Origin of the sequence: Streptomyces aidingensis (assembly GCF_900112355.1) — a bacterium.
GTDB lineage: Bacteria > Actinomycetota > Actinomycetes > Streptomycetales > Streptomycetaceae > Streptomyces > Streptomyces aidingensis.
In genome coordinates, this window is sequence record NZ_FOLM01000012.1 from 63,988 (window position 1) to 77,546 (window position 13,559).

Sequence of the window (13,559 nt, forward strand, 5' to 3'; positions counted from 1 at the left end):
CGAAGAAGTGACATAATCGTCCTCAGCGCAATCGTCAGCGACAGCTGAGGCGGAACGAGGATCGATGGCGGACCGGGACCCGACGATCTACGAGGTCGCGCAGCGCGCCGGGGTGAGTATCTCGACGGTGTCGCTTGCTCTGAATCAGCCCACTCGGGTCACGTCACCGACGCGCGAGCGCATCCTGGCGGCGGCCGACGAGCTCGGATTCGTCCCCAAAGTGCGTGCCGTGACGCAGGCGCGCCGGGGGCTTGGCCGTATCGCCGCTGTGGCACCGTTCACGTCCTACCCGAGCTTCTCCCGTCGGTTGGCGGGTGCCCTGACGGAGCTGGCCGACGACGGGACACAGCTCTTCGTGGTGGACACCAAGGACATCGCCGTTTCGGATTCGCCCGTGCTGGCCAGCATGCCCGTGCGCGGTCACGTCGACGGTGTGCTCATCTTCGGTGTGCTGATGGAGGACACGATCGCCCGGCGCCTCAAGGAGCGCCTGCCCACGATCCTGCTCGACACCAGTTTCCCGGGCCTGCCGAGTATCAGCGTCGACTTCCGGGAGGGCGGACGCATCGCGGGCCGCCATCTCCGTGAGCTCGGCCACCGGCATGTGGCCTTCGTCAACGAGACCGAGCGATTCAAGTTCGACTCGCCGGCCACCCTGCTGATCGCAGGGCTGCGGGACGTCATGGGTTACGACGCGGTGCACGAGTATGTGGTCCCCCGCGGCACCGACGGGGGCCGTCTCGGCGTCGATGCCGTGCTTGCCGAACCGGACGAGCCGACGACGGCCATCATGGCCGTCCGTGACCTGCTGGCAATCGGTGCCGTCGCCGAGCTCCGCCGCCGGGGAGTGCGCGTACCCGAGGACATGTCCGTCGTCGGCTTCGATGACGACCCGGTTGCCGAGGCGCTCGGCCTGACGACTGTCCGCCATCCGTTCGAGGAGTCCGGACGCCTCGCCGTGCGAGCTCTCCGCGAACGGCTGGAGAGCCCGGGGAAGGAGATCGCCGACCGGCGCCTTGAGCTCGCCCTCAAAGCCCGGGAGACGACCGGACCTCCCCCTGGGTGTCCGCTCGCCCTGCGGTAGGGCGTGGTGGGCTGTTCGCATTCGTCCGGCCACCGGTTCCTCCGGGAGCCGGAGGTCCCGGGGAGTGCATCCCCTGTGCAGTCCGTCGCCCGGCGCCCGTGACGCGCCCTCCTGGATGTCGTGGGCGGGCATGACCGTTGACACGGCCGGGTGTCGCGGTCGGTGTCGCCGGCACAGCCGGGCACCGGGAGCGCTCCATGATGGTCGGCACACGGTGTTCATCCCTTCACCGCTCCCTGGAGGAGGGCTCTTATGAAGTGACGCTGGAAGATCACAAAGACCACGATCGTCGGAGCGATGATCAGCAGGGTGCCTGCGGACAACAGAACGACGTCGGTGCCGTAGCGGCCCTGGAAGGCCCCGAGCGCGCCCGCCATGGTGCGTTGCAGCGGGTCGTCCACCAGCACGATCGCGAGCAGATACTGGTTCCATGTCCACAGGAACAGCAGAATCGCCAAGGCGGAGAGGCTCGGACCGGCGAGGGGCAGCTGTATGTCGCGCAGTTCCCGCCAATAGCCGGCGCCGTCGACACGTGCCGCCTCCGACAGTTCGCGCGGCACACCGAGGAAGTGCGCCCGCATCCAGATCACCCCGAAGGGCATGTACAACCCGATGAGCGGAAGGATGATGGCCCAGCGTGTGTTGAGCAGGCCCATCGACTGCATCTGGTAGTACAGCGGGGTCACGATCGATTCAAACGGCATGGTCAGCCCGAGCAGGAGCAGCACGACCACGACACGGCTCGCCGGCGGGTTCAGCCTCGCGAGGGCGAAGCCGGCGAGTGTGGCGAACGCGAGCGCGACGGGCACGACGACGATCTCGATCAGCAAGCTGGAGACCAGCAGGTCCGCGAGCCGCGCAACGCGGAAGGCGTCGGCGAAGTTCTCCCAGTGCGGCTCGCTCGGCCACCGCAGCCCCACGGGGATCGTGCCCTGGGGCTGCAGAGCGGCCGAGAGCATGCTGAGCAACGGCAGCAGCGTGGAAACCAGCGCGAAACCCAGCACGACACGGCCGAGCACTGCTTCCCAGCGGTTGGTGATCACGGCCGCTCCTGGAACACACGGTGGAGCGGCAGGATGACGGCGAGCACGAGCAGCATGAGCACGACGCCCAGGGCCGAGGCGAGCCCGATCTCCCGCTCACCGAAGCCGAGGCGGTAGATCTCGACGCCCGGCACCATCGTCTCGCGGCCGGGCCCGCCCCCCGTTGTCGTCATGATGATGTCGAAGCTGGCGAGGGCCGCAATGGTGTTGATCGTGACCAGCACGCCGATCTCCTTGCGGACGCTGGGCAGCGTGACCGCCCGGAACTCGTGATACCAGTTGCCGCCGTCCAGCCGCACCGATTCGTACAGCGCCGGGTCGATCTTGCCGATGGCGGTGAGCAGCAGGACGGTGCAGAGCCCGGTGAGGACCCAGGTCCCGATCAGGCCGACGGCGGGCAGGGCGAAATCGAAGTCGCCGAGCCATGGCCGCGTCAGGGAGCCCAGGCCGACCACGTCCAGGGCCTGGTTGACGAGTCCGGTCTGCGCGTACATCCACGACCAGCCGATGCCTGCGGCGACCAGCGGGATGATCTGTGGCAGGAAGAGCATGGTGCGCGCGGCGGAAGCGAACACCGGGTTCTGGATCACCTTGATCAGCGAGGCCAGCGCGAGACCGGCTGTGACGGGCAGCACCGTGAAGAAGATGATAAGGACAAAGGCGTTGCGTATGGGCGCGAGGCGTTCCGGCTCGGTGAGGATGTTCTTGTAGTTGTCCAGGCCGACCCAGGTCGCCGGGCCGATCCCGTTCCACTCGTAGAGTGAGTACTGCACCGCGACGCAGAGTGGGTACAGCACGAACATCGCGTACACGATGAGCGCCGGAGCGGCGAACAGCCAGCCGGCCGCCACGTCGCGGCCCCGCATCCGTGGACCGGTGCGGCCGGCACCCCCGGCCCTTCCCGAGGAAAATCCGGTGGCGGTCAACTGGCCAGATCCTCCTCGTAGTCGGCCTGGAGCTTCGCGGCGAACTCCTCCGGCGACGTCCGGCCGCCGATGAGCAGCTGAAGCTGCGGGGCGAGGGTGTTCTGGAACATGCCGGGTGTCGCGTTGGTCAGGAAGCCGATCGCGCCATCCCCCTCGGCCACATCCTGGAACGCCTCCTGTGTCTGCTCCGTCACGGACCCGGGCGCGACATCGGGGAGCGGCCGGCCCGGATCGCCGCCGGGGACGGATCCGCCGACATCGGCCACGGTCTGCCGTGCCGTGGAGTTGGTGAGCGTCCAATTGAGGAAGTAGGCCGCCGCGTCCGGATTCTCCGCCTTTGCGGGAATGACGAGACTGCCAGGGGTTGACATGGCGATGGCCGGTCTGCCGGCGTCCTCGGGCGGGAAGAGGAAGAAGCCGACGTTGCCTTCCATCTCGCTGTCGAGGGCCGCTGCCTGCCAGTTGCCCAGGAACATGAAGAGTCCTTCGCCGGCCGCGAACCGCCCGACCATCGAGGTGTAGTCGACGGAGTTGGCGTCGCTGTTGAGGTAGCCCTTCTCGGCCCACTCCTGGAGGCGCCGGGCCGCAGCGACCGATTCGGGCACGTCGATGGTGGCGCCGGGCACGTTGTAGATCCAGTCCTCTACGGTCTGCCGGTCCAGCAGTTGGTTGAGGATCGCCTGGTAGGTCATGTTCGCCTCGCCGGCCGCGTTGGCCTGCATGATCGGCAGCAGCCCCGCATCCCTGGCGGCCTGGAGCAGTTCCTCGAACTCGCCCATCGTGGCGGGAGGTTCGTTCATGCCGATCTGCCGGGCCAGCTCCTTGTTGAAGTAGACACCGGTCACGCTGTGGTTGATGCCATAGCCGTAGAGGCTGCCCTCGCCCCGTTGGCCGCTCTCGCTCACGCGGAGCGGAGCCAGCTGCGTGGGTGGGAAACGGTCCCAGCCGTAGGCGTCGGCGTAGGGGTCGAGATCGAGCAGCAGATTGTCTTTCACCTGGTCGGTCTGCACGTCCAGTCGCACCAGATCAGGCGGGTTGTCGCTGGCCATGAGGCGCGGCGCGTTCTGCAGCAGCACGTCGTACCGTTCCTTCGTGATCTCAAAGGTGACGTTCGGGTGCTGCCGCTGGAACTCGTGGGCGAGCTCCTCGTAAAGGGTGTAGTTCGTCTCGGTGTACAGCTTGATCGTTATCGGCTCATCGGCCAGTCGGGTATTCACCGAGCGACGCTGCGGAGCGCCGGGGTCGCTGCCGCCCGGCGCGCAACCGGCCAGAACGACAACCGACATCGCGGCCATGGCGAGCGACAGGCCCACGGCGCGACGTCGGCGGCGGGATGGCGACAGCATGGTGGACTCCTTTATCCGATGCGTTTCGGGCCGATTTGCGCGCTGACGGTTACTCTGCGCAGCGAAGGCTCATCGTCCCTGGTTGCGGCCAAAGTATTGGCCCGCCGCATCGGCGTGTCAAGGGTTCTATCGAAGCACTTCGATGACTCTTCGAAGGGGCCAGTCCCCCCGGAACGGCCTCCCGGCAACGTCCGAACGTGCCGTGGCCGGATTCATGTGGCGCAGCGGAGCCGGACGGGCCACCTCGGCCTGCGCCTGGCCTGATCCGGGGCGGAGGGCCGTCGGCGGGGCCCTCCCGCCCCGGCGGGGGACGGCCGCGGATTCAGCCGGCGGCGGGGCCGAACCACCGGGGCAGGCGGGTGAGCAGTTCCCGCTGTTCCTCGCCGGCCCAGGCCACATAGCCGTCCGGCCGCAGCAGCACCGCGGGCGCGGCCATGTCCGCCAGTTCCTTGCCGCCGTCCACCACGTGGTCCACCCGGTCCGCCCAGCCGGCGGCGGACAGCCGGCCGGTCCCGTCCAGCAGCAGCCCGCGCCCGGCGCGGGTCAGCTCGTACAGACGCCCCCGCCCCAGCCGTATGTCCCGCATCCGGCGGCCGAGCAGCTCATGGCCCTCGCCGAGGTCGTAGCGCACCCCGATCGCGGTGATCTTCTCCATCAGGTAGCGGTTGACCTCCTCGAAGTCCATCAGTTCCGACAGCAGTGCGCGCACCGCCCGCGGTCCCGGCTCGGGGGAGAGCAGCTCCATCTGGGCGCGGGTGTTGTCCAGGACGTCGGCGGCCACCGGATGGCGTTCGCTGTGGTAGCTGTCCAGCAGCCCTTCCGGTGCCCAGCCGGCCACCTCGGCGGCCAGCTTCCAGCCGAGGTTGAAGGCGTCCTGGAGGCCGAGGTTGAGGCCCTGCCCGCCGGTCGGCGGATGGATGTGCGCCGCGTCGCCGGCCAGCAGCACCCGGCCGGTCCGGTAGCGCTCGGCCAGCCGGGTGGCGTCGCCGAAACGGGACAGCACGCGCGGCGAGTGCACCCCGAAGTCGGTGCCGGCCAGGGCCCGCAGCCGCTGCCGGAACTCCGCCAGGGACGGTGCGGTCGTGCGGTCCCCGGCCACCCCCTCGGCGGGCACGATGACGCGGTACAGCCCCTCCCCGAGGGGCACCGCGCCGAACCGCAGCTGGGTCGCGCGCACCCGGGCCACCACGGCGGCCACCGTCTCCGGCTCCGCGGTCAGCTCCATCTCGCCCACCAGCGTCTCGACCCGGGACGGCTCCCCGGGGAAGCCGACGCCGAGCAGCTTGCGCACGGTGCTGCGTCCGCCGTCACAGCCGACGAGCCAGCGCGCCCGCAGCCGCTCGCCGCCGGTGAGTGCGACGGTCACCCCGTGCTCGTCCTGGCTCAGCCCGGTCACCTCCCGGCCCCGCCGCAGCCCGGCGCCGAGTTCGGCGGCGCGCTCGGTCAGCAGCCGCTCGGTGAGGTTCTGCGGGATGGCCAGGATGTAGGGATGCGCGGTGTCCAGCCGCTCCGGCCACGGCTTGGCCAGGCCGGCGAAGAAACCGCCGACCGCGTACTGCTTGCCCAGCGCGAGAAACCGTTCCAGCAGGCCGCGCTGGTCCATGATCTCGATGCTGCGCACATGCAGGCCGAGCGCGCGGGCCTGCCCGGCCGGCTCCGTCTCCTTCTCCAGCACGAGCACCCGCACCCCGTGCAGCCGCAGCTCGCAGGCCAGCATCAGGCCGGTCGGACCGCCGCCGGCAATGATCACATCAATCATCGGACCCCCCATAGAAAGTCATACTTCGCAAAACGCTGATTTCCTCAGGTTCCGCCCCTCGGCCGACGATTCTGCGCCACGACCCGGGCCTTGCCGCAAGGCCCCCGGTGCGCTATAGGTTGAGAGTGGCAAGGAGCGGATGTTCTCCTTGCCCTTTTCTGTTGCGCGTTTTCCGCTGCCGTCTGTCGCCCCCGCTGCCCGCGGTGAACGGCACACCTCCCTCCCGAACCTCCCGGCGCACGGGTACCGTCTGGGGCGCAACGGCACACGGGGAGGCGCACATGGCAGCAGGAGCAGGACGTATTCCGCAGGTGGCGGGTTTCGCCCCGTGGCCGCCCGCCGAGCCGCCGTCCGAGGCCGGGGCGATGCTGCGCTCCACCGTCCCCCTGGCCTCCCACGCCGAACTGCGCCCGCACCCCGGCCGGGTGGACCCGGTGGACGCCGTCATCGCCTCCAACGAGGGCCGCATCGCCGACCTGATCCCGATCCGGGTGGGCCGGATGGCCGTCTCCCCCTTCGCCTTCCTTCGCGGCTCGGCCGGGCTGATGGCCCACGACCTGGCCCGCGCCATCCCCGTCACCGGCATCACCGCGCAGATATGCGGGGACGCCCACGCCGCCAACTTCGGCCTCTACGCCGACGCCCGCGGCGCCCTGGTGATGGACCTCAACGACTTCGACGAGACCGTCCGCGGACCCTGGGAGTGGGACCTCAAGCGGCTGGCCGCGTCCCTGGTGCTGGCCGGCCGCGAGGCCGGGGCCGACGAGGACACCTGCCGCACCGCCGCCCATGACGCGGCCGGCGCCTACCGCCGCACCGTGCGGCTGCTGGCCGAACTGCCCACCGCCGCCTCCTGGGGCGCCATCGCCGACGAGGAACTCGTCTCGCACGCCGACGCCCACGACCTGGACGGCATCCTCAAGCGGGTCGGCAAGAAGGCACACCGCAACACCAGCGCCAGGTTCGCCGCCAAGTCCACCGAGCGGCGGGACGACGGCGGACGCCGCTTCGTGGATTCCCCGCCCGTGCTGCGCCGGGTCCCGGACGCCGAGGCGGCGGCCGTGGCCGCCTCCCTCGCCGACTACCTGAGCACCCTGCCGGACGACCGGCTGCCGCTGCTGGCCCGCTACGCCATCCACGATGTGGCGTTCCGCATCGTCGGCACCGGCAGCGTCGGCACCCGCTCCTATGTCGTGCTGCTGCTGGACCACCGCGGCAAGCCGCTGGTGCTCCAGGTCAAGGAGGCCCGCCCCTCGGTGCTCGGCCCGCATCTGGCCGCGGCCGGCCTGCCGCGCCCGGAACCGGAAGCGGAGCAGGCGCCGGAGCACCAGGGCCGCCGGGTGGTACTGGGCCAGAAGCGCATGCAGGTGGTCTCGGACATCCTGCTGGGCTGGACCACCATCGGCGATCACCACTACCAGGTACGCCAGTTCCGCAACCGCAAGGGCAGCGTGGACGCCACCTCGCTCAAGCCCCGGCGGCTCGACGACTACGCCCGGATGACCGGCGCCCTGATGGCCCGTGCCCACTCGCACACCGCCGACCCCCGCGCCATCGCCGCCTACTGCGGCGAGACCGGCGAACTCGACGAGGCCATCGCCGCCTTCGCCGTCGCCTACGCCGACCGCACCGAGGCCGACCACACCCGCCTCACCGAGGCCGTCCGCACCGGCCGCCTGCCGTCCGCCCCCGGCGACTGAGCCCGCGCCCGCCGCCCGGGAACACCGGGGCCCCGCCGGGAGCGGCTGGCAACCGGCGGGGCGCGGGGCCGTGCCCCTGGGCCGGAGTTGCGGCTCGGCGGCTCGGCGGCTCGGCGGCTCAGGGGCACGGTGGTGCGGTGGCTCAGTGGTGCGGTGGCTCAGTGGTGCGGTGGCTCAGTGGTGCTCGGTGGTGCTCAGTCGTGCTCAGTGGTGCTTGTGCTCAGTGGTGCGGTGGTGCGGGGGCCGGGCTCAGAAGTTGACGTCACTGCAGATGTAGTACGTCTGGTCCATGTGCGAGGCCTTCCAGATGGTGAAGACCACGTGGTGACCGCTGCGGCCCGGGGCGCTGACCCCGAAGGAGATGTTCTGCGCGGGGGCGTAGGAGCCGGTCTGGCGGACCAGTTCGAGGTCGCTCCAGCGCAGCGGCTGGGTCTCCGGGTTGTAGCCCTGCCGGGTCACGTAGACGCGGAAGTAGTCCGCACCGTGGCTGGCCTGGTCGTACAGGTGGAGCGTGAAGTTGCTGCCGACGTTGGTGGTCTTCCACGGTCCCGGGGTGTCGAGCGAGCGGTACCGGCCGTTCTCGGCGTGCCCGCCGCTGCACAGCCGGCCGTCCGGGACATGGGCCTGGTGGTTGCCGCCGACGTTGTTCTTGTACAGGCCGTTCCAGTTCCACATGGCGTTGGGGTTGTCCTGCCATGCCTGCCAGCACATGGGGTCCTGCTGCTGCATGTTCGGGTTGAGGTGGTCGCTGCCCCAGCGGTTCCAGCAGTCGTAGTTGCGGGAGGCCGGGTTGACGATCGACCCGTGGGCGGAGGCGGTGTCGGCCCACGGAATGAGGCCCACCATCGCCACCGTCAGCAGGGCCAGGACGCGCAGCGCCCAACCCTTGTGTTCGACGCGTTCATGACAATGCATTGTCGAGTTCTCCATCTTCCGGTGTGGGGGTATCCGGGAAGTGGGAGCGCTCCCAGATCGCCGGTTACCCGACGTCACACCGCCGAAACGCGGGCGGCGGCAGTTCTCACAGCACCGACATATAGGCAAACCGGAAACGAACGTTCCGTGGTGATCCTTGTGCGTCCGTGCACGCCCTCACGGCCGGCCGGCCGCCCTCAGCGGTTCCAGGGACTGTTCGGTCCAGATGGTCTTGCCGGTGGGGGTGTAGCGGCTGCCCCAGCGGTGGGCCAGCTGGGCGACCAGGAACAGGCCCCGGCCGCCCTCGTCGGAGAGCCGGGCGCGGCGCAGATGCGGCTGGGTCTGGCTGGGGTCGGAGACCTCGCAGATCAGCCGCTGGTCGCGGATCAGCCGGATGCCGACCGGTCCGCCGGCGTAGCGGATGGCGTTGGTGACCAGCTCGCTGACGATCAGCTCGGTGGCGAAGGCCAGCTCGGCCAGGCCCCAGTCGGTGAGCCGGGCGGAGACCAGCGAGCGGATGTCGGCGACCAGGCTGGGATCGGCGGGCAGCTCCCAGGCGGCGGTCGAGCCCTCCGGCACCTCCTGTACCCGGGCCAGCAGCAGCGCCAGATCGTCCAGACGCGGCTGGTGCTGGAGATCGGCCAGTACCCGGCGGCCGACCCCGGCCAGCGGCCCGGCGCCGTCGGCCGCCGCCGCCCGGGCACCGGTGCGCAGCGCGTCCAGATCGGGTTCCGGGGTGGCGCTGCCGCTGTGGAAGGCCAGCACATCGCCCGGATCGAGCCGCAGCTCCAGCGGTTCGAAGGGCTCTCCGCCGACGCCGAGCGGCGGGCCGGGGACCAGATCGACGCTCTGCGGGGTGCCGTCGGCCCGCCGGGTCAGTACGGGGGAGGGGTGCCCGGCGCTGGCGATCAGGCACTGCCGGGACACCGGGTCGTAGGTGGCGTAGAGCAGGGTGGCGCCCAGCAGGGTGCTGGAGTCGGCGGGCGGATCCGGCGGGGCGGCGTTCCCCGCCGCCGGCGCCCCGCCGGTACCGGAACCCCTGCCCCTGCCCGTGCGGGTGCCCGTGCCCGTGCCCGCCCCCGCGCCCCGCCCTGCCTCCGGCCGCTGTTCGTTCTCGCTGAACCGCACCACCAAGTCGTCCAGGTGGGTGAGCAGTTCGTCCGGCGCCGGATCGAGGTCGGCCAGGGTCTGCACGGCCGACCGCAGCCGTCCGGTGGCGCCCGCCGCGTTGACGCCGTGTCCGGCGACCCGGCCCACCACGAACGCGACCCGGGTGGACGAGAGGGCGATCACGTCGTACCAGGAGCCGCCGATCCCGGCCGCGGTGGAGGCCGGGGCGTACACCCCGGAGGTCTCGGCCGCGGTGATGTTGACGATCGGCCGGGGCAGCAGGCTGCGCTGCAGCGCCTCGGCGGTACGCCGCTCCCGGGTGTAGCGGCGGGCGTTGTCCATGCTCAGCGCCAGCCGGGAGCCGATCTCCTCGGCCAGCGTGGCGTCCCGCTGCTCGAAGGCGGGCCGGTCGCCACAGCGCCACAGCGCCACCGCGCCCAGCACCGCGCCGCGGGCCTGGAGCGGCAGGACCAGGAAGGAGGCGGCGCCCGGGGGCAGCATGGTCCGGCTCTGCTCCGGGTCGTCCCGCAGCGCCCGGCGCAGCTTCGTCAGATCGGACATCACCCCGGCCGAGCCGCGGCGGATGTGCTCGCGCGCCTGCTCACCCAGCAGGATGGTGGCGCCCAAGGGGTGCATCTCGGGCGGCCAGGGGCCGTCCGCGGCGGCAACCGCCACCCGTCGCATGGGTGTTCCGGGCAGCAGGTCGCCGGGTTCCTCGCCCGCGAGCACGGGTTCGGTGATGTCCACCACGCCCAGGTCGGCGAAGGTGGGCACCAGCACGCCGACCATCTCCTCGGCGTTGCCGGTGACGTCGAGTGAGTTGCCGATGCGCAGCGCGGCGGCGTGCAGCAGGTCCAGCCGCTGCTGCTCGTGCGGGCGAGGGGGCCCGGCCGCGCCGTCCGGGTGGGTGGCCGGGGAGAGCGCGGAGGGCGGCATCGGTCCGGGGCGCCGCTCCGGCTTCGCGGGTTCGCCGGCGTCCTCGGGCTCCCCGGGCTCTGCCGGGGCTGCGGGCTCTGCGGTGCCGTTCCGGTCCGCGGGGGACGGCCGACTGTGGTGGCTCATGCGTGCCTCACTGCGGCGGTGCCGGACAGGGCCGGGACCGGGGCGCCGGTCCCGGCTCCCTGTGTCTGGTCCCCTTCATTAAAACGTCCTCTCGCGGCCCTCGCGCGGCAGCGGGCGGCGGCCCGCTGCCGCCGCCCGGAACGCGTCCGGTGCAACACCTCCGTGGTGAAGGGCGGAATTTACTGTTTGCCGGGTTTGAGAAGCGTGGAGGGGGTCACGTGTGGGGTCGTTGCTGTCTGCACGGAACAAGCGCCGCCCGGCGCCGCAGCGCCGGGGCGCCGACCAGGAGGAAATGTGGACCAGCCCAACCCCGTCAAAGCCGCCGCTCAGAAGGTCGCCGGCGCCGTCACCGACCGCGGCCGGGAGGACGACCGCGAGGAGGCGGAGCTCCCCGGGGCGCCCGCCGCCCGCCCCGCACCGCTGGAGGAGCCCACCGAGCCGCACGACCCGCTGCCGCCCAAGCCGGACCAGCACGGCCCCGCCACGGTCAGCCCCACCGGAGTGCCCACCGGAGCGGACCAGGCGGCAATGGCGCAGGCCGGGGCATATCACACCACCGCGCAGGGGCTGCGGCTGCCGGACACCGACCACTCGCTCAAGGCCGGTCCGCGCGGCCCGGTCCTGCTCCAGGACCACCACCTGCGCGAGAAGGTCATGCACTTCGACCACGAGCGCATCCCGGAGCGGGTGGTGCACGCGCGGGGCGCGGGCGCGCACGGGGTCTTCCGCTCCTACGGCACGGCCGCTCAGGTGACCAAGGCGGCCTTTCTGGCCAAGGACACTCAGACGCCGGTCTTCGTCCGCTTCTCCACCGTGCTCGGCTCGCGCGGCTCGGCCGACACGGTGCGCGACACCCGGGGCTTCGCCACCAAGTTCTACACCTCCGAGGGCGTCTTCGACCTCGTCGGCAACAACATCCCGGTCTTCTTCATCCAGGACGCCATCAAGTTCCCCGACGTCATCCACGCCGGCAAGCCGCATCCGGACCGGGAGATCCCGCAGGCGCAGAGCGCCCACGACACCTTCTGGGACTTCGTCTCCCTGCACACCGAGGCCACCCACCACACCCTGTGGAACATGTCCGACCGCGGCATCGCCCGCTCCTTCCGCACCATGGAGGGGTTCGGCATCCACACCTTCCGCCTGGTCAACGCGGAGGGCACCACCACCCTGGTCAAATGGCACTGGAAGCCCAAACAGGGCGTGCACTCCATGGTGTGGGAGGAGGCGCAGATCACCGCCGGGATGGACCCGGACTTCCACCGCCGGGACCTGGCCGACGCCATCGAGGCCGGGGCGTACCCGGAGTGGGAGCTGGGCATCCAGACCTTCCCGGACACTCCCGAGCAGATGTTCGAAGGGATCGATCTTCTCGACCCCACCAAGATCGTCCCGGAGGAGATCGCCCCGGTGCAGCCGATCGGGCTGCTCACCCTGAACGCCAACCCGGCCAACTTCTTCGCCGAGACCGAGCAGATCGCCTTCCACCCCGGGCACCTCGTCCCCGGCATCGACATCACGGACGACCCGCTGCTGGCCGGGCGGCTGTTCTCCTATCTGGACACCCAGATCACCCGGCTCGGCGGGCCCAACTTCCCGCAGATCCCCGTCAACCGGCCGCACGCGCCCGTCAACGACATGCAGCGGGACTCCTTCCACCAGACCGCCGTGCACCGCGGCGTCGCCCCCTACCGGCCCAACTCCCTGGACGGCGGCTGCCCGTTCGCCGCCGGGGCGGCCGAGGGCGGCTATGTGGAGGTGCCGGTGCCGCTGGCCGCCGCCACCAAGGTCCGCGAGGCGCCCGCCACCTTCGACGACCACTTCAGTCACCCGCGCCGCTTCTGGCTCTCCATGTCGCCCGTGGAGAAGGAACACATCATCAACGCCTACACCTTCGAGCTCTCCAAGTGCTGGGAGCGCGCCATCCAGGAACGCCAGCTCCGGGTCCTGGCCAACATCGACCCGTATCTGTGCGAACAGGTCGCGGCGGGCCTCGGCCTGCCCGCCCCGGCGCCCTCGGAGGCACTGGCCGAGGTGCGGCCCAGCCCGGCGCTCTCCCAGGTCGGCAAGGAATGGCCGGTCACCGGCCGCATCCTGGGCATCGTCACCGACGGCGGCACCGCCGCGGACACCGTCGCCGCCGTCCGCCGGGCCGCCCTGGACGCGGACATGGTCCCCCTGGTCATCGCCCCCGCCCTCGGCGACGGCGGCGACGGCGACGGCGGCGTGACCGCCCAGCGCACCTTCGCCAACGCCCGCTCGGTGGAGTTCGACGCCCTGGTGCTGGCCGGCACCCCGGCCCCGGGCGCGGACGCCCTCGGCGCCCGCGACGCCAAGGCCGGCGACGGCGCCGAGGCCGGCCCCGTCACCGACCCGCGCGTCATGCTGCTCATCGACGAGACCTACCGCCACGCCAAGCCGCTCGGCGGCTGGGGCGATGTGCGGCGCATCTGGGAGGTCCTCAACATCGCCCCCGACGCCCCGGGCGTCGTCACCTCGGACAACCCGGCCGCCGTCTTCGACGGCATCGTCGGCCACCTCCGCCACCACCGCGTCTGGCACCGCTTCCCCGCCCAGGCCCCCGCCACCTACTGACCCGCTCCGCGCGACGGGG

Annotated in this window: 9 protein-coding genes; 3 read left to right on the forward strand and 6 right to left on the reverse strand. The window is 71.3% G+C overall.

The window, feature by feature from the left end; genetic code table 11:
• Positions 1 to 64 precede the first annotated feature (64 nt).
• Positions 65 to 1,084, forward strand: a complete 1,020-nt coding sequence (locus BM242_RS20500; RefSeq protein ID WP_093840354.1) for a LacI family DNA-binding transcriptional regulator — start codon at positions 65 to 67, stop codon at positions 1,082 to 1,084.
• Positions 1,085 to 1,302: 218 nt separating this feature from the next.
• Here BM242_RS20500 and BM242_RS20505 read toward each other — a convergent pair whose 3' ends face one another.
• The 4 genes from BM242_RS20505 to rox form a co-directional block, all read right to left on the reverse strand.
• The gene (locus BM242_RS20505; protein WP_245834328.1) at positions 1,303 to 2,127 is read right to left on the reverse strand and encodes a carbohydrate ABC transporter permease; all 825 of its coding nucleotides are present in this window, start codon (positions 2,125 to 2,127) and stop codon (positions 1,303 to 1,305) included.
• On the reverse strand, positions 2,124 to 3,053 hold the full coding sequence (locus tag BM242_RS20510) for a carbohydrate ABC transporter permease (protein WP_245834329.1): 930 nt from the start codon (positions 3,051 to 3,053) through the stop codon (positions 2,124 to 2,126). The genes BM242_RS20505 and BM242_RS20510 overlap by 4 nt, the downstream gene beginning before the upstream one ends.
• Entirely contained in the window at positions 3,050 to 4,399 is a 1,350-nt protein-coding gene (locus BM242_RS20515; RefSeq protein ID WP_093840356.1) for an ABC transporter substrate-binding protein, read from the reverse strand. Before BM242_RS20515 ends, BM242_RS20510 begins: the two co-directional genes overlap by 4 nt.
• A 322-nt stretch (positions 4,400 to 4,721) precedes the next feature.
• Positions 4,722 to 6,158, reverse strand: a complete 1,437-nt coding sequence (gene rox / locus BM242_RS20520) for a rifampin monooxygenase (RefSeq protein WP_093840461.1) — start codon at positions 6,156 to 6,158, stop codon at positions 4,722 to 4,724.
• A 281-nt stretch (positions 6,159 to 6,439) separates the two neighbouring features.
• On the opposite strand from rox, the gene BM242_RS20525 reads away from it, so the two are divergent.
• Positions 6,440 to 7,858, forward strand: a complete 1,419-nt coding sequence (locus tag BM242_RS20525; protein ID WP_093840357.1) for a DUF2252 domain-containing protein — start codon at positions 6,440 to 6,442, stop codon at positions 7,856 to 7,858.
• Between the two features lie 249 nt (positions 7,859 to 8,107).
• On the opposite strand, the gene BM242_RS20530 is transcribed toward BM242_RS20525, so the two are convergent.
• Together BM242_RS20530 and BM242_RS20535 are read right to left on the reverse strand one after the other, a co-directional pair.
• Positions 8,108 to 8,773: a lytic polysaccharide monooxygenase auxiliary activity family 9 protein gene (locus BM242_RS20530; protein ID WP_093840358.1), complete on the reverse strand. Its 666-nt coding sequence runs from the start codon at positions 8,771 to 8,773 to the stop codon at positions 8,108 to 8,110.
• A gap of 177 nt (positions 8,774 to 8,950) precedes the next feature.
• A complete protein-coding gene (locus BM242_RS20535; protein ID WP_093840359.1) occupies positions 8,951 to 10,945 on the reverse strand; it encodes an ATP-binding SpoIIE family protein phosphatase in 1,995 nt (664 codons plus the stop codon).
• Positions 10,946 to 11,239: 294 nt separating this feature from the next.
• Between BM242_RS20535 and BM242_RS20540 the strand changes: the two genes are divergently transcribed.
• Positions 11,240 to 13,540 (forward strand): catalase, encoded by a 2,301-nt coding sequence (locus tag BM242_RS20540; RefSeq protein ID WP_093840360.1) that lies wholly within the window; start codon positions 11,240 to 11,242, stop codon positions 13,538 to 13,540.
• Positions 13,541 to 13,559: the final 19 nt, after the last annotated feature.

What these genes read in the sequence shown, in the direction of transcription:
- BM242_RS20500 (WP_093840354.1), top strand. Translation starts at nt 65, where the DNA reads ATGGCGGACCGGGACCCGACGATCTACGAGGTCGCGCAGCGCGCCGGG.
- BM242_RS20515 (WP_093840356.1), bottom strand. Translation starts at nt 4,399, where the DNA reads ATGCTGTCGCCATCCCGCCGCCGACGTCGCGCCGTGGGCCTGTCGCTC.
- rox (WP_093840461.1), bottom strand. Translation starts at nt 6,158, where the DNA reads ATGATTGATGTGATCATTGCCGGCGGCGGTCCGACCGGCCTGATGCTG.
- BM242_RS20525 (WP_093840357.1), top strand. Translation starts at nt 6,440, where the DNA reads ATGGCAGCAGGAGCAGGACGTATTCCGCAGGTGGCGGGTTTCGCCCCG.
- BM242_RS20530 (WP_093840358.1), bottom strand. Translation starts at nt 8,773, where the DNA reads ATGCATTGTCATGAACGCGTCGAACACAAGGGTTGGGCGCTGCGCGTC.
- BM242_RS20535 (WP_093840359.1), bottom strand. Translation starts at nt 10,945, where the DNA reads ATGAGCCACCACAGTCGGCCGTCCCCCGCGGACCGGAACGGCACCGCA.